Genomic DNA, 21603 nt, shown 5'->3' on the forward strand with positions numbered 1-21603 from the left:
GGTTTCTTCGGAACGAGGTGACGTCATCAAGGCCTCCATGGTGAATCGGCATGACCAACCGTACTGGCCAGACGGCGTTTCATAGGGTCGCGGCCGCGCCTCCCGCGAACCGGCCCAGTGCGCCGACTCCCTCCCGCATGGCGACGACCAGCCGGTCGGCGAGTGCGTTCGCATGCCTCTTCGACAACAGACTCCGGTGGTCGCCCGGAGTCTCCAGGACCACGAGCGATCCGTCGATCTTGGCCTCCCAGCCCATGTCGTGCAGAGTGTGCACGGCCTCGTCGCCACGAATCACCACGGCGCTGCCGTCGTAGGGCGTGTGTGCTTGGTCCCGGTACTGCAGCAACGCCTTGGCGTGCCTCCGGTAGAGGGCGACCAGCCGCTGCAGGTCTTCGACGTTGCCCACGTCGGGACGGGCCAGGTGCCCTTCGGCGAACGACAGCGCGTGCTGCAGCCGCCGCTGCGGCGGGATCTGCTGCAACTCGGCGAGGGTGATGGGCAGTTCGTTGCCGAAAGCGCCGAGGATCGCCGCCGCGTCGTCGTCGACCCAGGCAGGCGGTACGGGGTCGGCGATGCTGGAGTCGATGAGCGCCAGGGTCTCGACCTGGCCGCCCTCCTCACGTACCTGCCGTGCCATCGCATAGGCGACGGCACCGCCCATGCACCACCCGCCGAATCGGTAGGGGCCCTCGGATTGCACGGTCCGCACCACCCGCAGGTAGTGCTCGGCCATGTCCTCGATGGTCGCGGGCCGGGGTCCGGTGGGACTCACATGGTCGTACGCCTGAATGCCGTACACCGGCTGGTCGTCCGGCATGGCGTCGCTCAGTTCGCCGTAACAGAACACCGTGCCGCCCAGCGGGTGGATCAGGAACAGTGGCCGCTGGTCGGAGGCGGGGGACTCACGCAGCGGCACCAGGGCCGAGCCCTGCTCCTGCCGACGACTGTCCACGCCCTCCGCGACCGAGGCGACCGTTGCGCCGGTCAACAGGCTGGCCAGCGGTACTTCGTGGCCGACGGCCTCCTTGATGCGCAGTACGACCCGCAGCGCTGCGATGGAGTGACCGCCCAGTTCCCGGAAGGTGTCGGTGACGCCCACCCTGTCCAGACCGAGCTCCTCCGCCCACAGTCTCGCGACCAGCCGCTCGGTGTCGGTCGAGGGCTCGACGATCCGTCCGGCCGCGGTGCCGCCGCGGTCCGGGTCGGGCAGCGCCGACCGGTCGATCTTACCGTTGGGTGTCAGGGGGTACGCGTCCAGCCACATGTACGCCGAAGGCACCATGTAGTCCGGAACCGCGGCCGCAACATGGGCGCGGAGTTCTTGCGGGGTGGCGGCTTCCGCCGCGGGGGCGACCACCGGATAGGCCACCAGGTGGTGGCCCCCCCGACCGTCCGGCCTGGGCACTACCACGACCTGGCCGACCGACGGATGTGCGCCCAGCACCGACTCGATCTCGCCCAGCTCTATCCGGAACCCCCGTATCTTGACCTGGTAGTCGGACCGGCCGATGAAGTCGAGCCGCCCGTCCGGCCGCCAGCGGACGGTGTCGCCCGTGCGGAACAACCGCGATCCCGGTCGGCCGAAAGGGTCGGCGACAAAGCGTGTCGCGGTCAGGTCCGGCCGGTTCCGGTAGCCCCTCGCCACCCCGTCACCGCCGATGTACAGTTCGCCGGGTACTCCCACGGGCACCGGCCGCAGCGCCTCGTCCAGCACACGGACTTGGGTATTGGCCAGCGGCTTGCCGATGCTCACCGCCTCGTGCGAGCGCACCGGCTGCAGACAGGACCAGATGGTGGTCTCCGTGGGTCCGTAGGCGTTCCACACCGCGCGCGTGCGTACCACCAGTTGCTCCGCGAGGTCGGCGGGCAACGCCTCGCCCCCGCAGATCGCCCGGAGGCCGGGGCGCTCGCCCAGGCCGGCTTCGATGAGCATGCGCCAAGCCGACGGAGTGGCCTGCGCGATCGTCGCCTTTTCGACCTCGGAGACCAGGGCGCTGCCGTGCATGTCTTCGCTTCGCGCCACGCGCAGTTCAGCACCGGCCAGAAGGGGGGCGAACACCTCGAGGCCCGCGATGTCGAAGGACAGGGAGGTGACCGCGAGCCAGCGGTCCTCGGCCGTCAGACCGGTCTCCGAGATCATGGAGAGCAAGAGGTTGACCAGGGCGCGGTGCGTGATCTGCACGCCCTTGGGCCGGCCCGTCGAGCCGGACGTATAGATCACGTACGCCAGGTCCTCAGCCCGCAGTCCCGAGGTGAAGACGACGTTCCGGCCGTCGTCCGGACTCCCCGGCGTGATCGTGAGAACCGTCGCTGAGGACGCGGGCGGTCGCGACTCGGCGTCGGTGAGCACGATCGGGGCGTTCGAGTCGGCCAGCATGTACGCCAGCCGGTCGGCCGGATAGTCGGGGTCCAGCGGCAGGTACGCTCCCCCCGCCCAGACCACCGCGAGCAGCGCGGTGATCAGGTCCACCGAGCGGCGCATGCACACGCCGACGACGACGTCGGGCCCCACCCCGTGTTCCCGCAGCCGCCAGGCCAGCCGGTTGACCCGCAGATACAGCTCCGCGTAGGTCAGTCGATCATCCCCGACCCGCAGCGCCACCTTGCCCGGGAAGCGTTCGGCCGTCTCAGCCAGCAATGACGGCAGGGGTTGCAGCCGAGCGGGTCCGTCGGTCTCCGTGTCGTTCCAGTCATGGAGTTGCCGATGCGTCTCGACCTTGCTCAGCAGGGACGCCCGCGACACGGCCCCGGCGGGATCGCCGACCATCGTCTCCAGCGCCGCCCTGTAGTAGCCGCCGATCGTCTCGATCTGCTCCGCGGAGAACTCCGCCGCGTCGTAGTTGATGCCCAGCCCGATCTCACCGGTGTTCGGATCAGCTCCGAAGTTCGCGGTGAACGGGAAGTTGGTCTGCTCGAAGAACTCGGTGTCGACGATCTCCAGGCGGGTCAGCGACAGATCGCCGTAGCTGCGCATCGCCCGGTAGTCGACGAGCGTCTCAAACAGCGTTTCACGGTCCAGGTCGCGTTGCATCTGGCCGAGTGGATAGCGCCGGTGGGGAAGCGCCTCGACTTCCGCCCGATGTACCTGACGAGCGAGATTTTCCCAGCTCGTGCCTCCGGTATCCACCACCAGCGGAACGCTGTTGAGGAACAGCCCGATCATCCGCTCCGCGTCGGCGGACTCCGGACGGCAGTTGGCGACACGTCCGGTGATCACCCGCTGCCGACCCGACAGCCGTGCGACGACCGCCGCGTGCGCCGCGTACAGCGCCGCCTTCACCGGCACCCGTGCCCTTGCGGCGAACTCTTTGAGCCGCGTGGTCTGTTCTGCCCCGAACGACACCCGGTGCACCGTCGCGGACCGCTCCGCCGTGCTGCCCGTGCCCGGCGTGTCCCGCCAGCGGGGAAGCTCCGAGATCTCCGTATCAGCGAGGCGTGCCCTCCAGTACTCACGGGTCCCGTCGTCGGCCAACGCCTCGCGCTCCAGCCCGACGTAGTCACGGAAACGCGAGGCGAGCCCAGGCACCTCGGGTGCGCCCGCCCGGTCGTACTCCGTGAGGACCCAGGCGATCAGCAGCGACAGACTCCAGCCGTCGAGGATCGCGTGGTGGAAGCTGACGTTGAGCCAGAACGTGCTCTTGCTCAGTTTCTGCACGTGAAAACGGAGCAGCGGGGCAGCGGCCAGGTCGAACGGCCGGCACTTCTCCGCCGCGCGCCAGGCGGCGATCCGCATGTCCTGGTCCGCCGCGGACCGGGCGGACAGATCCTCGACGGTGAGCGGGGGTTCCACCACGTCGTGCACCAGCTGCATGGGTTCGCTGAACCGGGTCAGTTCCACGCTGCTGCGCAGGATGTCGTGTCCGGCCAGCAGCGCGGAGAGCACCTCACGGAACCGGTGCTCGTCGAACGGTCCGGAGATCTTCAGGCTCGACAGGTCGTGGTACGTGGAGCCGGTGGTGTCGAGATGACTGTGGTAGAGCATCCCGGACTGCAGCCGCGTGAGCGGGTAGGCGTCGTTGATCGTCATGGTGTCAGGCTCCCCCGGTGATATCACGCAGACGGGCTCGGTCCTCTTCGGACAGCAGCAGGAACTCGCCGGAAACGTCGAGTGCACGGGTGTCTCGTGCCTGGGCGTCGGTCGCATCGCTCTGGTGCGCGGCCAGTGCGGCGACGGTAGGTGTGCGGAACATCTGCTCGACCGTGAGCGCGAGGCCGTGGCGTTGGGCGCGGCTCACCACAGCGATCACGTGCATGGAGTCGCCACCGAGTTCGAAGAAGTCGTCGTCGACACCAACGTCGTCGATGCCGAGGACTTCCCCCCACAGGGCCGAGAGGACACGCTCCGGCTCGGTACGGGGACCACGCGACGGAGTCATGGGCTCGACACCGGGTGCGGGCAGCGCCTTCCTGTCGACCTTTCCGTTACGGGTGACCGGGAAGGCGTCGAGTACGACCACGCTCGACGGCACCATGTACGCGGGCAGCAGCGAACCCACCCGCGACTGCAGTTCGGCAGGTGACGGCGCCGTGCTGCCGGGTGGCGCCACGACATAGGCGACCAACCGCCGGGCGCCGCTGTGGTCCTCGCGGACCAGGACAAGCGCCCGCTCGACCGCTTCGTGGCGCACGAGTACCTGCTCGATCTCGCCCGGCTCGATCCGGAAGCCTCGGACCTTGACCTGGTGGTCCACACGACCCAGGAACTCCAGTCGGCCTCCCGGCAGCCACCGGGCACGGTCACCCGTGCGATACATCCGCGTGCTCGGCGGCCCGTAGGGCGAGGCGACGAAGCGCTCAGCGGTCAAAGCCGCCCGGTCTCCGTATCCACGGGCCAGCCCCTCGCCCGCGAGATACAACTCGCCCGGCATACCTACGGGGACCGGCCGGAGCCCGGTGTCGAGCACGTATGCCCGGGTGTTGGCGATGGGCGCTCCGATCGGGACGCGTGCCCTGCCGGTGTCGTCGGCGCAGTTCCAGGAGGTGACGTCGACGGACGCCTCGGTCGGGCCGTAGAGGTTCTCCAGTCGCGCGTCCAGCGTGCTCCGGCACATCCGGGCGACATCGGCCGGCAGCTCCTCACCGCTGCACACGATCAGCCGCAGGGAGTCGAGCCGTCCCACGTCCGGTACGTCGAGCAACGCCCGGAGCATGACGGGTACGAAGTGGCAGACGGTGACGCTGGTACGGGCCGTCAGCGCGGCCAGGTACTCCGGATCCCGCTGCCGCCCCGGTGCCGCCAGCACCACGCAGGCCCCGTTCATCAGCGGCCAGAACAATTCCCAGACCGAGACGTCGAAGCTGATCGGCGTCTTGTGCAGAACGCGGTCCCGTGCGGTCAGCCCGTATGCCTCCTGCATCCACAGCAGCCGGTTGACGATGCCCCGGTGCGGTATCTGCACTCCCTTGGGGGTGCCCGTCGAACCGGAGGTGTAGATGACGTACGCGAGGTTGCCGGGCAGGGCCGTCTGCTGGGGACCAGTGTCGGCGACGTCCCTGCCGACGCGGATCTCGGTGCATCCGTCCTCGGCGAACGTGCCGGGCGACTCCTCGCCGGTGAGCACGACGGGCGCCGCACTCGCTCGCACCATGGTGCGCAGACGCTCGACCGGATGATCGGGCTCCAGCGGGAGGTAGGCTCCGCCGGCCTTGAGCACGGCCAGAAGTCCCACCATCAGGTCCAGGGACCTGTACAGATGTACGCCGACGACGACGTCCGGCCCCACCCCCAGCTCGCGCAGCCGCAGCGCCAGGGCGTTGGCGCGGCGATCCAGCTCGGCGTAGGTCAGTTCCTCGTCCTCGAAGCGGACCGCAGGAGCGTGTGGTGTCCTGCGCGTCTGCTCGGCGATGAGCTCGGGCAGGGTACTGCCGTCCAGCGGATACGCCACCGCGGTGTCGTTGTACACCTGCAGTAGCTCGTCCTCCTCGGACGGACCGATGAGAGACAGCCGGTGCAGGGGTACGGCCGGTTCCCGGACCACCTGCGCCAGTACGTTCCTCAGGTGGGCGATGAACCGGTCGACGGTGGCCTCGTCGAAAAGGTCCAGGTCGTAGTCCAGCATCCCGACCAGGCCGTCCTCCTCGTCCTGGTGGAAGCGAAGGCTGATGTCGCACTGTGCGCGGGCCTCTGTGCTGGCCAGCGTCTCGACCTCGTGCGCCGGCAGCCGGAGGGGTACCGTGGGCACGTTCTGCAGGGCGAACAGCACCTGGTAGAGCGGGTTGCGGCTGAGGTCGGGGTCAGGGACCAGTTCGGCGACGAGCCGTTCGAAGGGCGCCTGCTGGTGGTCGAAGGCCTCCAGCGACATCTCCTTCACCCGGCTCAGCAGTTCCTTGAAGGACGGCCTGCCGGTGGTGTCCACCCGCATCACGACAGAGTTCAGGAAGCAGCCGACGGCGTGCTCGAACTCGGAGCGGGGGCGGAAGGCCACCGGGGTGCCGACCAACACCTCCTCCTGGTCGGTGTGGCGGGACAGCACGACCCCGAAGGCCGCCAGCAGCGTCATGAAGAGGGTCGCGCCGGCCGACCGGCTCAGACTCTCCAGGCCGACGACCACGTCCGGCGGGACGGTGAACCGCCGCCGGGCCCCCCGGTGCGCCTGGACGGCGGGCCGGGCCCGGTCGGTGACGAGGTCGAGCACGGTCGGCGCCCCGGCCAACCGCTGCTTCCACCACTCGACCAGCCGGTCCTGCTCCCCGCTCTCCAGCGCGGCGCGTTCCCAGTCCACCATGTCCACGAACTGCGCGGCGGGAGCCCCGAACGACTCCGGTCCGCCGTCGACCGCACGGGACAGATCCTCGAAGAAGACCCCCGCCGACCAGCCGTCGAAGACGATGTGGTGCACCGTGAACACGAGGAGCTGCTCGTCGTCGGTCAACCTGACCAGCACGCACCGCATCAACGGCACGACCGACAGGTCGAACGGACGACGGGTCTCGGCCGAGGCATAGGCCCGGCCGGCCTCCCGAGCGTCGGCCCGGCCGCGCATGTCCACCACGTCCACCGGCACCCGGGCATCGGGCAGCACCTCCTGCATCGGCTCGCCGTCGAGCACGGCGAACCGCGTCCGCAGCGCCCCGTGCCGAGCCACCACGCCGTCCAGGGCCGAGCTCAGCGAGGCAACGTCCAGCACACCTCGGACCCTGAGCACGACCGACATGTTGTAGGAAACGTCACCGGGCTGCACCTGATCGACGAACCACAGTCTCCGCTGCACCAGCGACAGCGGGTGGACGCCGTCGCCGCGCGTGGTGACCGGGAGCCGCTCGGGTTCCGCACGCTCCCGCGCCGCGTTCTCGACCTGACCGACGAACCCGGAGACCGTCGGTGTCGAGAAGACGTCGCGCAGGGTGAGCCGTACGCCGAACGCCTCCCCCACCCGCGTGAGCAGCCTCGTGAGCAGCAAGGAGTGTCCGCCGAGGTCGAAGAAGTCGTCGTCCAGCCCGATCCCGCCGACCGCGAGCACCTCCTCCCACAGGCGGGTCATCTCTCGTTCCGGCTCGGTGACCGGCGGCCGGAAGCCGTCATCGCCGTCCCGCACATGGCTCGGCGCCGGCAGGGCCGCCCGGTTCACCTTGGCGTTGTGGTTCAGCGGAAAGCCGGGCAGTACGACGAACGCCGAGGGCACCATGTGCTTGGGCAGGGCCGCCTTGGTCATGGACCGCAGTTCGGCCGCGTCGGGAGCCTCGGCTCCGGGCACGGACGTCACGTAGGCCACGAGACGGCGGTCGCCCGGCTGGTCCTCGCGCACCAGGACGAGTGCCTGGCCGACGCGCTCGTGCCGGACCAGCACCCCTTCGATGTCGCCGGGTTCGATGCGGTGGCCGCGGAGTTTGATCTGGTGGTCCACCCGGCCCACGAACTCGGCACAGCCGTCACCGAGATAGCGGACCCGGTCGCCGGTGAAGTACACACGGTCCTCGGGATCGCCCGTCCACGGGCTGGTGGTGAACCCGCCTGCCTCGCCCCTGAGGTAGCTGGCGAGATACGGCGTCCGCACGACCAGTTCGCCGATCTCGCCCTCGGCGCACAACTGGCCCGCCGGGTTGACACACAGGATCTGGATCCCGGTGATGCCCGGTCCGATCGGCGACGCCGACCCGAACGGCCTGACGCCGTCGGCGGAGGACGGGTCGCACAGCGAAAGCGCCGAGATCACCTGCGGGGTCTCCGTGGCACCGTAGATGTTGATCAGCTTCGCATTCGGCGCCATCGCCGCCCAGGCGACGGCTGTGCTCCGGCGCAGCACGTCTCCGTTGATGCCGACGAGCCGCATCGCGAGCAGCGACCCTCCGGGCCGCATGGCCGAGGCCAGTTCGTTGGCGTACGGCGGTGTCAGGTGAACGACCGTCGCCCCGGACTCGCCGAGCCATCGGGTGGTGGCAGGGAAGTCGAGCCGGTCGTGCTCGGGGAAGACGGACATGCCTCCGACCCACATGGGGGTCAGCAGGTCCCGCATCAGCACCTCGTAGCCGAGCCCGGCGAGCACCGCGAACCGGTCGTCCGAGCACAGTTCCTGGGACTGCTCGTACCAGTCGAGGAAATGCATGACGGCGTCGTGCCGGGTCACGACGCACTTGGGTACCCCGGTGGACCCCGAGGTGAAGACGGCGTAGATCTGGTCTCCGGGCGTGAGTTCCGTCTCCAGGCCGTGGCTGGGCAGGGCGGACCAGTCGAGGTCGTCCATCCGGACCACGGCGGCGGTCCCGGGACCCGCCCCCGAGACCTCTGCCGGCAGGGGGTCGCAACCGTGTGTCAGGACGATCGCTTTGGGCGTACTCACCTCCACGCACTGGGCGAGCCGGGCGGACGGCATCGTCGAGTCCATGATCGTGAACGGTGCGGCGCACTTCAGCGCGGCCAGCATCGCCACCTGCGTGGACGGATCGCGGGTGATGAGGATGCCCACCATGTCGCCGCGCTCGACACCGGCCGCGCGCAGCCGGTGGGCGAGCCCATTGGCGGCCTCGTCGAGTTGCCGGTAGGTCCAGTCACGGTCCTTGGCGGACATGGCGATCCGGTCCGGTGCGGTGTCCACGTGCTTGGCGAACCGGTCCAGAATCGAGCCGGGCCAGTCCGGGGTCAGCGGCTCGTACGGATCGGGCAGCAGGGCGCCGCTCCCGCCGGACAGCAGCGGATAACCCAGCACGGGCCGGTGCGGGTTGTGGCTGGCCTGGGCCAGGAGGGTGCCGGTCTGTTCCAGCAGCCACCCGATCCGCTCCTCGGAGAACAGATCGGCGTCGTAGACCAGGTCCAGCAGGAGCCGTCCCCCCGCCGACTTCACGTAGAGGGTGAGATCGAACTTGGCCGAGACGGTGTCGTTCGGGACATGCTCGACGGTGCAACCGGGGAAGGCGGGCGGCTCCGGTTCCGCGTCGAAGTTGAGCAGCACCTGCACGAGCGGGTTGCGACTGAGGTCGTGGTCCGGAGCGAGTGCGGCGACGAGTCTTTCGAAGGGGGCCTGCTGGTGGTCGAAGGCCTCCAGCGACATCTCCTTCACCCGACTCAGCAGTTCCTTGAAGGACGGCCTGCCGGTGGTGTCCACCCGCATCGGCACCGTGTTGAGGAAGCAACCGACGGAGCGCTCGAAACCGGTACTCGGGCGGAAGGCCACCGGGGTACCGATGAGCAGCTCCTCCTGACCCGCGTGGCGCGAAAGCACCGCCCCGAAGGCGGCGAGCAGGGTCATGTACAGCGTCGCTCCCGTGGACCGGGCGAGGCTCTCCAGCCCCGCCACCACGTCCGACTCCACGGTGAGAGCACGCCGTGCGCCGCGGTGCGCCTGCACCGCGGGCCGGGACCGGTCCGTGACCAGTTCCAGCACGGTCGGCGCTCCGGCGAGCCGCTCCACCCACCACTCGACCAGCTGGTCCTGCTCCCCGCTCTCCAGCGCGGCGCGTTCCCACCGCACCAGGTCCGCGTACTGCGCGGCCGGGCCGCCCAGGGCCTGCGCGCCCCCCTCGAACGCCCGCGAGAGGTCGTCGAAGAAGACTCCGGCGGACCACCCGTCGAAGACGATGTGGTGCACGGTGATCACGAGGAGTTGCATGTCCTCGGCGAGCCGGATCAGCACACACCGCATCAACGGGGCCACCGACAGGTCGAACGGCCGGCGCGTCTCCGCCTGTGCGTACGCCTGCCCGGCCGTTTCCGCATCGGCCTGACCTCGCAGGTCCACCACATCCAGTCGGACCCGGGCACCGGGCACGATCTCCTGCGTCGGCTCGCCGTCCACCACGGTGAATCGGGTCCGCAGCGCCTCGTGCCTGGCCAGTACGCTGTCCAGCGCCGACTGCAGGGCAGCGGTGTCCAGCGCACCGCTGACTCGCAGCACCACGGGCACGTTGTACGAGGCGTCACCCGGCTGCAGCTGGTCGACGAACCACAGACGTCGTTGGATCGAAGAGAGCTCAACGAGACGGCCAGACACTGACTTCCCCCTACTGAACCTTGCGGTTTGCATGGCGGACGCGCACCGGAAGTCCCCCTGGAGAACTCGCTTCGCGCCGCACGGTGAGCGGATTACTGACGTCGGCGTGACCGGTCGGACGGCCGGTCGGTGAGCCGAGGTACCGGGACCGGGCAGTCCTCGGTACCTCGCCACCACCACGGACGCATGTCCTCGCGACCCGGCTGTGTCACTTCATGGCTGCGACGACCGAGCTCACGGCCTGGCGGACGGCCTGCCGGGACTCCTCGGTGTGATCCGCGAAGTCGAATCCGTGCGTTCCGTTGGGCACATGGATCAACTCGACCTGCTTGCCCAGTTCCTCGGCCACTTCGGCGAAGTGGGTCTCGGTCTGGTAGATCAGCGGGTCCTCCAGGCCGACGGTGGTCAGCACGATCGGCGGCAGCTCCCCGGCCTCGGCCAACGCCTGTGCCGGCTCGAACCGCTGCAGCAACTCCTTGCCGGGGCGGGAGCCCAGCACCGGGTAGGTGACGCCGAGGCAGCGCAGCCACTCCGGAGTGTCACGGAGCCAGTCGGAGATGAGCGGGCCTCCGCCGCAGAAGAACCAGAGGCCGATCCGGTCGCCGTCGATGCGCGGGTCGGCGCGGAGGGTGTCGACGGCCTGCGCGAGGGCGTCCGCGGCTCGCGGGAAGTCCGCGTACTCGTGCAGGGGCAACTGAACGGGCGCGGCGGCCACGCCCAGCGAGGCGAGGAGCGATCCGTAGCCACGGTAGACGGGCCAGTCACGCGGCCGGTTCCACTCCAGTTCGGCGGGGATCGGACCGCCGCACACGATGACGATCGCCGGAGCCGGCGCGGACTCCGGCGGCAGGTAGAGGTCGAGGTGTCCGATGCGTTCGGGTGTGACGGGCTCGACCGACAGCACGAACGGAGCGTCGACCCACGGTGGTATGTCGTTCACGTTTGCGACCTTTCGTCAGTTCGAAGAAGGTTTGGCGACTGTCGTGTCCGGAGTCAGGTCGTCGTCCGCGACATCGGGCAGTTCCGTACCGATCCGCGTGAGCGCCGTGCGCAGCACGAAGTGCGGAACCGGCACCAGCAGCATCGCGGCGGTGACGGCGAACAGGCCGGTGCGCAGACCCACTTGTGACCCGAGGAAGCCTCCGAACAGCGATCCGATCGGGACCAGCCCCACGCCGAGGAAGCGCCCGGTCGCGAGGACGCGCCCGAGGAAGCGGTCCGGAGTGATGGCCTGGCGTATCGCGACCAGGGACACCGAGAAGGTCTGGCTGAGGCAGCCGTACAGGAAGTTGAGCAGGACCAGCGAGCCGACCGCGACGAGTCCGTTGCCGCGCACCGCGGAGATCCCGACGAGGAACAGGTTGCTGATGAACGCGCAGGTGATCAGGACCCGTCCGTAGCCGAACCGCTTGGGCAGCGCCGACGAGAAGAGCGCGCCCACCAGCAGACCGGGGCCCGGGGCTGCGAAGACCAGACCGATCTCGTAGCCGGACAGGTGCAGTTCCTTGGGCAGATACACCAGGTAGATCGCCAGGTAGGCCGCATAGCAGAAGTTGAAGCAGGCGGTGATGATCGTCACCGACCGCAGCACCGCATTGCGGGCCACGAAGCGGAGGCCTTCCCCGATCTGCCGGAGCGGCTTGACGCTCGTACCGGCGGTTTCCGGCGCCGGTTCGGGCTTCCGGATGCGCCAGATCGCCACGGCCGACAGAAGGAAGAACCCGACTGTGGCGATCACGGCAGCGGGCGGCGAGAAGAGGGAGACCAGCAGACCGCCGAGCGCCGGCCCGCAGATGAGCGCAGCGGAACGCGCGGTCTCCAGCTCGCTGTTGCCACGGGCGAGCTGGTCGCGCTCCACCAGACGGGGCAGATAGGCCTGCGCCCCCACGTCGAAGAGCACGGTGCAGGTGCCGACCAGGAAAGCGACCACGTAGAGCACGGAGAGGCCCAGCCCGTGGAACGCATAGGCCAGCGGGATCAGGGCCAGGGCCAGGGCTCGGCCCATGTCCGCGGCGACCAGCATGTTGCGCCGCCGCCAGCGGTCCACCAGGACGCCGACGAACAGGGCGAGCAGCGGATAGGGCAGTTGGCCGACCATGCGCATCGTGCCGACGTCGAACGTCGAGGCCCCTACCGTGGCGATGGCGACCAACGGCACGGCGACTTCGCTGATCTGGAAACCGAAGTTGGAGGCGGTGTTCCCCACCATCAGGCTGCGGAAGTCGCGGTTGCGCCACGGGCTGGCCGGCGCCTGCTGGGCAGCCGGTTGCCCCACGGATTCTTGGGTGGTCAATTGATAGTCCTTCCCCCCGACCGGGGCCGAGGAGGCTTGTGCTGCAGGTCGGGGGGCGTCGTCGCTCTTCAGGCCGAGGCGCCCGTGCGCATGTGCGCGAAGTACTCGTACTGGCTGGGCAGGCGCGTGATCAGTTCACGGCTCTCTTCCCGGATGCTCTGCATCTCCTTCAGGGCCGCGGAGTCGTCCACCAGGTCCAGGACGGTCGAATGCCGCAGTGGCACACCGCCGAGTCCCAGCAGCATCACCTGGTAGGAGTATGGCTCGAAGCCGTGGTAGTACGGGTAGACCGACGCGGCGTCGGGGAGCCTCGCGCGCCACAGCTCCAGACGTTCGGCCATGCCGTCCGGCAGGGGGCGCGTCTTCGCGTCCTTCCAGTACTGGTTGTCCTGTCGGCGGGCCGCGTAGTAGTGGAGGACGAGGAACTCGCGCACACCGTCCATCATCCGGGCCATGTGGTTGTTGTAGGAACGGCGCAGGCTCTCGTTCCAGTCGGCGTCGGGGAAATGCTTCACCAGTTGCTCGATGCCGTTCTGGATGAAGAAGATGCCCGTCGATTCCAGCGGCTCCACGAAGCCGGCCGACAGACCGATGCCGACGCAGTTGCGCACCCACGCGTTGCGTGTGCGGCCGATCCGCATCCGGATGTGATTGGCCTCGGCGCCCTCTGCGGCGGGACCGACGAACGCACGCAGAGTCTGCTCGGCTTCCTCGGACGAGATGTAGTCACTGGCGTAGACATATCCGGTTCCGATGCGTTCGAACAACGGGATGGTCCAGATCCAGCCCGCTTCCTGGGCGGTCGCGGTGGTGCAGGGGCGTAGCCCGCGGGCCGCGGCGTCGACCGGCACGCGCAGCGCCACGGCCCGGTCGTTGGGAAGGGTGTCCTGGTAGGACTGGAACGGCTCCTCCAGTGCCTGGTTGATCAGCATCCCGCGCCAGCCGGTGCAGTCGATGAACAGGTCGCCCTGCAACTGTCCGTGCTCAGCCGTGTCGACGTGGCTGATCCAGCCCCGCTCGTCGAGAGCGACGCCGGTGACGTCGTCGAGGACGTGGTGGACCCCGCGCGCGGTACCGTACTTGGTGAGGTACTTCGCCAGCAGGACCGTGTCGAAGTGGTAGGCGTAGGGGAACTGCGTTCGCTGTTCGGCCATCGTGCTGCGGCCCACCGGCTCCGCACCGCTGCCCTTGCGGTCCTCACGCTGCTCGAAGATGTCGCCGCCCAGAAAGCGGGGCGAGGACTTCTCCTCGCACAGGGACGGAATCACGAAACAGTCGTTGTCGAAGCGCTCGGTGGGGCTGCGGTGCAGCCACCAATCGGTGATGGGGAAGCCGTCGACGACCCGTGTGCGCTCGAACGGGTGGTAGAAGTGCTCTCCCGGCGCCCGCCAGTTCTCGAACCGGATGGCCAGCTTGTACGTGGCGTTGCACTCCGGCATCCACTCGTGTTCCTGCAGACCCAGGTACTCGAAGAAGTGGCGGACCGTGCTGAACGTCGCCTCCCCGACTCCGATGGTCGGGATGTTCTTCGACTCGACCAGTGTCACCGAGACGCTGGGGCCGAAAGTCGCCTTGAGGTAGCAAGCGGACATCCAGCCGGCCGTACCACCGCCGACGATGACAACGTTCCTGATCATTCAAGACCTACCTTACGAGTGGTGGTGCGGAGATATCGGTGGTCGCCAGGGCGCGTCAGATCCGCGCTCGCACGGTCCAAAGCTCGGGGAAGAAGCGGTGCTCGGCGGCGCGCCTGAGCCAGGCGGCACCGGAAGTGCCGGCGGTACCCGTCTTCGTGCCGAGCAGCCGCTCGACGGTCAGCAGGTGGGTCGTGCGCCACCGGCCGAGCTCGAACGCGATGTCCACCAGCACCTCGGCCAACTGGTACACCTCGTAGTGTTTGTCCTGTTGGGCGTAGACGGTGTACCAGACGTCCACGACCTCGTCCCGCTCGGTGTAGGGCTGACGCCAGTCACGCTCGACGCTGTTGTCGGGCACGGGCAGTCCCCGACGCCACAGCAGCCGGAGCATCGCGTCGTAGAGACTGATCTCGCCGAGGGAGCGCAGGAGTTCGCGGTAGACGGGCTCCTGGCCGCGATGCACCTCGGCCATGGCCGGCACCTTGTGGCCCAGCAGGAACTCCATGTGCCGGTACATGTAGGACTGAAAGCCCGAACCGTCGCCGAGCGCATCCCGGAACTCGGCGTACTCGGTGGGGCTCATCGAGGTGAGCGCCTCCCACGAGCCGTTCAGCGCCAGGCAGGTCCGGTGCAGCCGTCGCAGGGTCCGCAGCGCTCCGGAGAGGTCATCGCCCTCCAGCGCGTCCCGCCCGCGTACGGCTTCCGTGCAGACGAGCTTGAACAGCAACTCCATGACCTGGGTGATGATCAAGAATGAGGGTTCGCTCCCCGACTCGGTCCGGGTGCCCTGCAGCGACAGCAAGAGGTCACTGGACACGTATTCCACGAACGGGTTTCTTCCCTCTGCGTCAACTCCTGCAGAAGGCCCCTCGGCTTCCGGGTGGCCCCGGCGGGCTGTTGTTTCCTCTGTCAGTGGCTGCCCATTGGGATATTCCATATGTCTCTCAAAGGCCCCGTTCGATCCATACCGCTGGAATTACGAGATCTGGGCACACGGGGACCTGGAAACGATTAAGCGACCCCCGTCGAACCCGAGCCGGCATCTGGGCTGGGCTTGAATCGCAAGAAGATGGAGCAGCCCCAACGCCGCGAACCATCTCCCAGTCCCCCATGGAGTACTTCACGATAGAAGCAGCGGCCCCGGCCAGCGTCAAGAGGGGCCATGCAGTCAGTCAGGGTTTTCCCGTCTCTCTCCGGTGTTCCTGATGAATTACCTTCTGTGAAAATATGCACCGGATGCGTGAGGCGGCGACGCTTGTCGGTTTTGCGACGATCACGGCCCATGCAGATCGGTCCGCATTGACCTGATTTGCGGTCGCGACCACGACCTTCACCCGCACGAAGCCACGTATCCGCCGCGCCGCCGCACCATCCCCGACCAGTGGACTTCCGGCCCGCGATATCCAGTTCCGGCGAATGACACAATGACCCAATGATTACGAGCGCCATTGCGGCTCAAACCTGAAACCACTAAAACTTTGAGTAACGATCTCTTCGAGCGGCGCCGATACGGGCACCGCAGAGAGCCGTCAGATCGGACGGAACGCCCCGTTTCGCTATCACCGATCGGACATGCGTCACCGATACAACACGGCGTTCACACATCTCGGGGGACTCATTGAAGAAAGGTGCAATAAAAGTCAAGGCTAGCCACGCTGCGGATCTTATGATTTGCTCCGTCGGGTGTTGAAGACTGGCAAGGAGCATCTTGAGAGCCTGCAAGACGGCCGCCGTGTCTACGTCGGTCGCACACTGATCGATGACGTAACCACGCATCCCGCGTTCGCACGTGCGGCACGGACGATTTCAGATCTCTACGACATGAAGGCCAACCCCGCCAACCTGGAAGCAATGAGTTACCTGGAGGACGGGGAAAGGCACAGCGCCTACTTCCTGCGCGCGAGAACCCGTGAGGACCTCGCAAAGCGTTCGGCGGCTCACAGGCTCACGGCAGAACTGAGTCACGGCCTCCTCGGCCGGTCGCCGGACTACGTGGCGAGCTTCGTGACAGGCATGGCCATCGCCCCTGAGGTCTTCAAGGACAAGGCCGACCGCATCCGCGCGTACTGGCGCCACCTGCGTGACAACGACGTCTATGCCGCGCACGCGATCGTGGCCCCTCAGGCCGCCCGGGACCCGGCCTTCTACGAACGTCAGAACCTGCCGATCCCGACCCTCAGAGTCATCGACGAGGACGACGCGGGTGTCGTCGTACACGGCATGAAGATGCTGGCGACAGGAGCGATCCTCGCCAACGAGATCTGGATCGGCAACATCCTGCCGCTGGCTCCGGAAAACGAGGCGGAATCCATCACGACGGCGGTGCCGTGCAACGCACCGGGTGTCTCCCTGTGGTCCCGCAAGCCGCTGGCCGACTCATCCGCCTCCGAGTTCGACGGCCCCCTGAGCTGGCGTTTCGACGAGACCGACGCCATGGTGCTCTTCGACCACGTGCACATCCCCTGGGAGCGCGTCTTCGTGCACAACGACGTGCCGCTCTCACGTGAGCTGTACTTCCGCACCCCTGCGCACTCCTATGGCAACCACCAGTCCAATGTTCGTTTCTGTGCCAAGCTCCAACTGTTGGTGGGAGTCGCGAGCAGGATCGCGCAGTCGACCGGTGCCGATCAGGTGCCGGCCGTACGTGAGAAGCTCGGCCGGCTCGCTTCGCAGGAAGCGCTTCTGGCCGGCCTCGTCGACGGGCAGATCTGGGCGGCGGAACCGTGGGGCGACGGCCACGTCACCTACAACCGGCGCTCGATGTACGCAGCCATGAACTGGTGTGTCGAGCACTACTCCGAGCTGGTGGACGATCTGCGGGAGCTGTGCGGCGGCGGCCCGCTGCAGTTCCCGGCCGACCACACGGTGCTCGGCGACGCCGAACTCGGCGCTGTCTTCCGGGAGTTCTGGCACACTCCGCAGCTCGGCGCCGTAGAGCGTATGAAACTGCACCGGCTGGCCTGGGACCTGGTGGGCAGCGAGTTCGCCGGACGTCACCAGCAGTACGAGAAGTTCTATGCCGGCGCCGGATTCATCGTGCGCGGTCACAACTACCGTGAGGCTCCCTGGAAGCGGTTCCACGCTCTGGTGGACGATCTGCTGGGCTCCTACACATACCCTTCCGACTCCGACGCGTCGGTCCCCCAGCCGTGAACGGGGACGGGCAACAGGCCGTGGCCCTCACCGACTTCCGTCTGGGCATGAGCCGGCTGGCCAGCGGAGTGAGCGTGGTCGCCACCGGATCGGCCGACGACCCGGCTACCTGGCGGGGCATGACAGCCACCGCGGTGAGTTCCCTGTGTGCCGAACCACCCAGCCTGGTCGCCTGTATCAACCGTGGCACGGGCACCTACAGGGAGCTGCGGAAGAACAGTCTGTTCTCGGTCAATCTCCTCTCCAGCCAGGACGTCGGTCTGGCGCAGACGTTCGCCGGCCAGGACGTGTTCGGTGCGGAGCGGTTCGCCCCCGGCGCCTGGGGCCTCGGCACACTCCGCATACCTGTGCTGGCCACCGCCCTGGCGTCGTTCGAATGCCGGGTGTCCGAGTCCGTCGACTACGGCACGCACTCGCTGCTGATCGGCGCCATCGCCTCGATCCGCTGGATGGACGAGACCTCCAGCGGTCCCCTCATCTACCACCGTCACGGATTCCGCGATCTCGGGGCCGAGGTCGGGGTGACAGGAGGTTCCACCACATGACCGAGCAGGCCGAGGAACGAGAAGGCATCGTCTCCGTCGACCGACTGCGCGCCGCGGGGGCGGAGGCGTTCCCCGGAGCGCTCGCAGCCAAGGCTCTCTTCCCGGACTCGCAGTTCGAGGTCGTCCTGGTGCGCGGCCCGAACAGCCGCAACGACTTCCATGTCAACCCGTACGACGAGCTGTTCATACAGCTCGAGGGCACGATCCGCGTCGACACGCGGGAGGCCGGAGCCGGGCTGCGGCGCAACCTCGTCCACGAGGGGGAGCTTTTCACCGTGTCCGCGGGCACGGCTCACTCACCGCTTCGGCCCGCGGGCACCTGGGGTCTCGTGGTCGAGATCCGTCGCCGGCCCGGGGACATCGAAGCCGTGGAGTGGTACTGCGACCAGTGCGACTCGTTGATCGAACGCGTTTCCCTCGAGTCGTCGAAGATGATCGAGGTTCTCATGCCGCTGCTCAAGGAGTTCCAAGCGAGCGAGAAGCGGCGGACCTGCCATTCGTGCGGCGCAGTCCTCGCCACACCTGGTCCGTTCGTCCTGGATGGCACGGCATGACAGACCCCGCCCGCCGGGACCTGGTCGACTGTCACACTCATACCCTCCCCCGGCGCTGGCTGGATCTGGCCGAGCGGTACGCCGACGACCGCTGGCCGGTGAGGCGCAAGATCGACGACTGCAGCGCCGACCTGTTCGTCGGCGGCAGGCACTTCCGCACCGTGCCCGACACATGCTGGAATCCTGCGGCCCGCATCGAGCAAATGGACAGCACGGGCGTCGCCAGACAGTGGCTGTCCGTCACGCCGGTGATGTTCGGCTACTGGGCGCCGCCCCACCACTGTGCCGAGATGGCACGGCACGTCAACGACAGCATCGCCGAGATGACCCGGTACGCACCGGATCGTTTCATCGGCCTGGCCACCCTGCCCATGGGCGCCCCGGACCTCGCGGTCAAGGAGCTGGAGCGCGCAGTCCGTGAGCTCGGACTGCGGGGGGTGGAGATCGGCACGAACATCGCGGGCCGCGAACTCGACGACCCGGAGTTCCTGCCCGTCTTCGAGGCCATCGCCGAGTTGGACGTCCCCGTGCTGGTCCATCCCTGGGACATCCGCTCCGCCGACCGCCTCGCCCGCTACAACGCGATGTACACCGTCGGCATGCCCACCGAGACCGCCTACACGGCGCTCGCTCTGCTCCAGGGTGGAGTCCTCGACAGGGCTCCGGGGCTGCGGGTTCTGCTGGCCCACGGAGCCGGCGCGCTCGCCTGGCTGCTGCCGCGTATCGACAGGGGCTGGCGGACCTGGCCGGAGCTGCGCGGAGGTGCGGCGAAACCGCCGGGGACCATCGCCCGCCGTCTCTGGGCCGACTCCCTCGCCGGCGATGAGGCCAACATCAGGCTCGTCGGGCAGCGCATCGGTTGGGATCACATCGTGCTCGGCACCGACTATCCCTTCCCCTTCGGGGAGCAGCGCCCCGGGGACGTCGTGCACGAGTCCTCGCTCGACGAAAGCGTCAAGTCCGCGATCCTGCACGGCAATGCCTCCGCGTTGCTGTGCGGGAAGTCCGAGGAACGGGCGCCGCGGCCTCACATCACCACGGAGAAAGAGGTAAGCGATGATTGACGACACCGCGACCCGGTCGGCGGAGGCCCGGTTCAAGGAACTCGGGCTGTCGTTTCCCGCCTCCCCCAAGCGGACCGGCAATTTCGTGAGCGCCGTCCGTGTCGGCGACCTGCTGTTCCTGTCCGGCCAGGGCAGCCACGACATCCTCGGCAAGGTCGGCGTCGACCTCGACGTCGACACCGCGTACCAGGCGGCACGCGAGGCGACCATCCGGCTGCTCGCCCTCGTCAAGGAGGAGCTCGGCTCGCTCGACCGCGTCCGGCGCATCGTGAAGCTGCTGGGGTTCGTCAACTGCGAGGCCGGGTTCGACCGTAATCCGCAGATCCTCAACGGGGCTTCCGACCTGCTTGTGGAGATCTTCGGCGATGCGGGGCGCCACGCGCGGTCGGCCATCGGCGCCATTGCCCTCCCTCACAACTTCGCGGTCGAGATCGAGATGATCGTCGAGGTCGAATCGTGAGCGCGACATCGACGAGGCGTACCCACCGGTCATGACCGAACTCGTGCGGATCGGTCACTTCATCGGTGGCGAGGTGACCGGCTCCGAAGACGGCGCCACCATGCTCTCGGTCGACCCCACAAGCCGTGCTCCCTGGGCCGATGTGGCCTGCGGATCCGCGAAGGACGTGGACCGGGCGGTCGTATCCGCCCGCGAGGCGTTCGTCGAGGGCAGCTGGCCCCGGATGACGCAGAACGAGCGCTCCGCCCTGCTGCACGGGTTCGCCGACGTGCTGCTGAGACATGCCGACGAACTCGCCCTGCTGGACACCCGCGACATGGGGCGTCCTCTCGCCCTCACCCGGGCCAACGACGTGGTGCGCGGCGCGGCCAACCTGCGGTTCTTCGCAGACGACGCCCGCTCGGCCGCCGATGTCTCCCTGCCGGGGCATCCGCAGCACCACATCTACACACGCCACGAACCGGTCGGCGTCGTCGCCGCGATCTCCCCGTGGAACTTTCCCTTCATGCAGGCCACTTGGAAGATCGCGCCCGCTCTCGCCTACGGCAACACCGTGGTCCTCAAACCGGCCGAGCAAAGTCCCGCCTCGGCGACACGGCTGGCCGAACTGGCGGTACTGGCCGGTCTGCCTGCGGGCGTCCTCAACGTCGTCCACGGCTTCGGGCCCGGCGGGGCCGGGGAGGCACTCACCTCCCACCGGGACGTCGACCTGATCACCTTCACCGGAGAGACGCGCACCGGAGAGGCGGTCATGCGCGCCGCCGCCGACGGGGTACGGGCGGTGAGCTTCGAACTCGGTGGCAAGGGCGCCTCGATCATCTTCGCGGACGCCGACATCGACCGTGCCGTGTCCGTCGCAGCGGACGCGGCGTTCTCCAACGCCGGACAGATCTGTCTCGCCGGCTCGCGTCTCCTGGTCGAGCGATCCGTCTACGACCAGGTCGTCGACGCCCTGGTCCAGAAGGCTGAACAGCTTCGCATCGGGGATCCCCGAGAATCCGCGACCCAGGTCGGACCACTGTCGTCGGAGGAGCACCATGCCAAAGTCACCGGTCATCTTCGCCGGGCGGCCGAGGATGGTGCCGTACTTCGGACCAGGGAGGCTCCCGAGGGCTGGTGGGTGGCTCCGACCGTCGTCACGGACGCCCCGGCCGAGGCTGCGATCTGCCGGGAGGAGGTCTTCGGTCCCGTGATCACGGTCCACCCCTTCGACACGGAGGAGCAGGCCGTCCACGCGGCCAACGCGACGCCCTACGGTCTGTCGGCGATGGTGTTCACGAGCGGGTTGGCTCGCGCCCACCGCGTCGCGGCACGGTTGCGGGCAGGCAACGTCTGGGTCAACTGCTTCTGGGTGCGCGATCTGCGTTCCCCGTTCGGCGGCTTCGGCCGGTCCGGCATCGGCCGCGAGGGCGGGGCGCACTCCCGGGAATTCTTCACCGAGGCGAAGACCGTGGTGATGGATGTGACGTGAGG

At 68.1% G+C, this 21603-nt stretch carries 12 protein-coding genes; 6 read left to right on the forward strand and 6 right to left on the reverse strand.

Annotated elements, in window-relative coordinates; all coding sequences use genetic code 11:
• Positions 1-79: 79 nt before the first annotated feature.
• The 6 genes from ACZ4MF_RS30210 to ACZ4MF_RS30235 form a co-directional block, all read right to left on the reverse strand.
• Positions 80-4114 carry a non-ribosomal peptide synthetase gene (locus tag ACZ4MF_RS30210; protein ID WP_467495024.1) on the reverse strand — a complete coding sequence of 1345 codons (4035 nt, stop codon included), beginning with the start codon at positions 4112-4114 and terminating at the stop codon, positions 80-82.
• Positions 4032-10457 (reverse strand): amino acid adenylation domain-containing protein, encoded by a 6426-nt coding sequence (locus ACZ4MF_RS30215; protein ID WP_467495025.1) that lies wholly within the window; start codon positions 10455-10457, stop codon positions 4032-4034. The genes ACZ4MF_RS30210 and ACZ4MF_RS30215 overlap by 83 nt, the downstream gene beginning before the upstream one ends.
• Positions 10458-10632: 175 nt before the next feature.
• Positions 10633-11364, reverse strand: a complete 732-nt coding sequence (locus ACZ4MF_RS30220; RefSeq protein ID WP_467495027.1) for an alpha/beta hydrolase family protein — start codon at positions 11362-11364, stop codon at positions 10633-10635.
• A 15-nt stretch (positions 11365-11379) separates the two neighbouring features.
• Positions 11380-12717 carry an MFS transporter gene (locus ACZ4MF_RS30225; RefSeq protein WP_467495029.1) on the reverse strand — a complete coding sequence of 446 codons (1338 nt, stop codon included), beginning with the start codon at positions 12715-12717 and terminating at the stop codon, positions 11380-11382.
• Positions 12718-12785: 68 nt separating this feature from the next.
• Positions 12786-14354 carry a tryptophan halogenase family protein gene (locus ACZ4MF_RS30230; protein ID WP_467495031.1) on the reverse strand — a complete coding sequence of 523 codons (1569 nt, stop codon included), beginning with the start codon at positions 14352-14354 and terminating at the stop codon, positions 12786-12788.
• Between the two features lie 55 nt (positions 14355-14409).
• A complete protein-coding gene (locus tag ACZ4MF_RS30235; RefSeq protein ID WP_467495033.1) occupies positions 14410-15291 on the reverse strand; it encodes a tryptophan 2,3-dioxygenase in 882 nt (293 codons plus the stop codon).
• A gap of 746 nt (positions 15292-16037) precedes the next feature.
• Here ACZ4MF_RS30235 and ACZ4MF_RS30240 point away from each other — a divergent pair.
• From ACZ4MF_RS30240 to ACZ4MF_RS30265, 6 genes are read left to right on the forward strand one after another with little or no spacing between them, the layout of a single operon-like run.
• Complete coding sequence (locus ACZ4MF_RS30240) at positions 16038-17507, forward strand: 4-hydroxyphenylacetate 3-hydroxylase family protein (protein WP_467495035.1); 1470 nt, start codon at positions 16038-16040, stop codon at positions 17505-17507.
• A 47-nt stretch (positions 17508-17554) separates the two neighbouring features.
• Positions 17555-18052 (forward strand): flavin reductase family protein, encoded by a 498-nt coding sequence (locus ACZ4MF_RS30245; protein WP_467495037.1) that lies wholly within the window; start codon positions 17555-17557, stop codon positions 18050-18052.
• Positions 18049-18606: a 3-hydroxyanthranilate 3,4-dioxygenase gene (locus ACZ4MF_RS30250; protein ID WP_467495039.1), complete on the forward strand. Its 558-nt coding sequence runs from the start codon at positions 18049-18051 to the stop codon at positions 18604-18606. The genes ACZ4MF_RS30245 and ACZ4MF_RS30250 overlap by 4 nt, the downstream gene beginning before the upstream one ends.
• A complete protein-coding gene (locus tag ACZ4MF_RS30255) occupies positions 18603-19670 on the forward strand; it encodes an amidohydrolase family protein (RefSeq protein WP_467495041.1) in 1068 nt (355 codons plus the stop codon). Before ACZ4MF_RS30250 ends, ACZ4MF_RS30255 begins: the two co-directional genes overlap by 4 nt.
• A complete protein-coding gene (locus tag ACZ4MF_RS30260) occupies positions 19663-20130 on the forward strand; it encodes a RidA family protein (RefSeq protein WP_467495043.1) in 468 nt (155 codons plus the stop codon). Before ACZ4MF_RS30255 ends, ACZ4MF_RS30260 begins: the two co-directional genes overlap by 8 nt.
• A gap of 31 nt (positions 20131-20161) precedes the next feature.
• The gene (locus ACZ4MF_RS30265) at positions 20162-21601 is read left to right on the forward strand and encodes an aldehyde dehydrogenase (RefSeq protein WP_467495044.1); all 1440 of its coding nucleotides are present in this window, start codon (positions 20162-20164) and stop codon (positions 21599-21601) included.
• Positions 21602-21603: the final 2 nt, after the last annotated feature.

Source organism: Streptomyces sp. NPDC025793, assembly GCF_055558375.1.

Bases quoted from the DNA above. Each gene is read 5' to 3' on its own strand.
- ACZ4MF_RS30215 (WP_467495025.1), bottom strand. From the start codon at position 10,457: ATGCAAACCGCAAGGTTCAGTAGGGGGAAGTCAGTGTCTGGCCGTCTC.
- ACZ4MF_RS30230 (WP_467495031.1), bottom strand. From the start codon at position 14,354: ATGATCAGGAACGTTGTCATCGTCGGCGGTGGTACGGCCGGCTGGATG.
- ACZ4MF_RS30235 (WP_467495033.1), bottom strand. From the start codon at position 15,291: ATGGAATATCCCAATGGGCAGCCACTGACAGAGGAAACAACAGCCCGC.
- ACZ4MF_RS30245 (WP_467495037.1), top strand. From the start codon at position 17,555: ATGAGCCGGCTGGCCAGCGGAGTGAGCGTGGTCGCCACCGGATCGGCC.
- ACZ4MF_RS30250 (WP_467495039.1), top strand. From the start codon at position 18,049: ATGACCGAGCAGGCCGAGGAACGAGAAGGCATCGTCTCCGTCGACCGA.
- ACZ4MF_RS30255 (WP_467495041.1), top strand. From the start codon at position 18,603: ATGACAGACCCCGCCCGCCGGGACCTGGTCGACTGTCACACTCATACC.
- ACZ4MF_RS30260 (WP_467495043.1), top strand. From the start codon at position 19,663: ATGATTGACGACACCGCGACCCGGTCGGCGGAGGCCCGGTTCAAGGAA.
- ACZ4MF_RS30265 (WP_467495044.1), top strand. From the start codon at position 20,162: ATGACCGAACTCGTGCGGATCGGTCACTTCATCGGTGGCGAGGTGACC.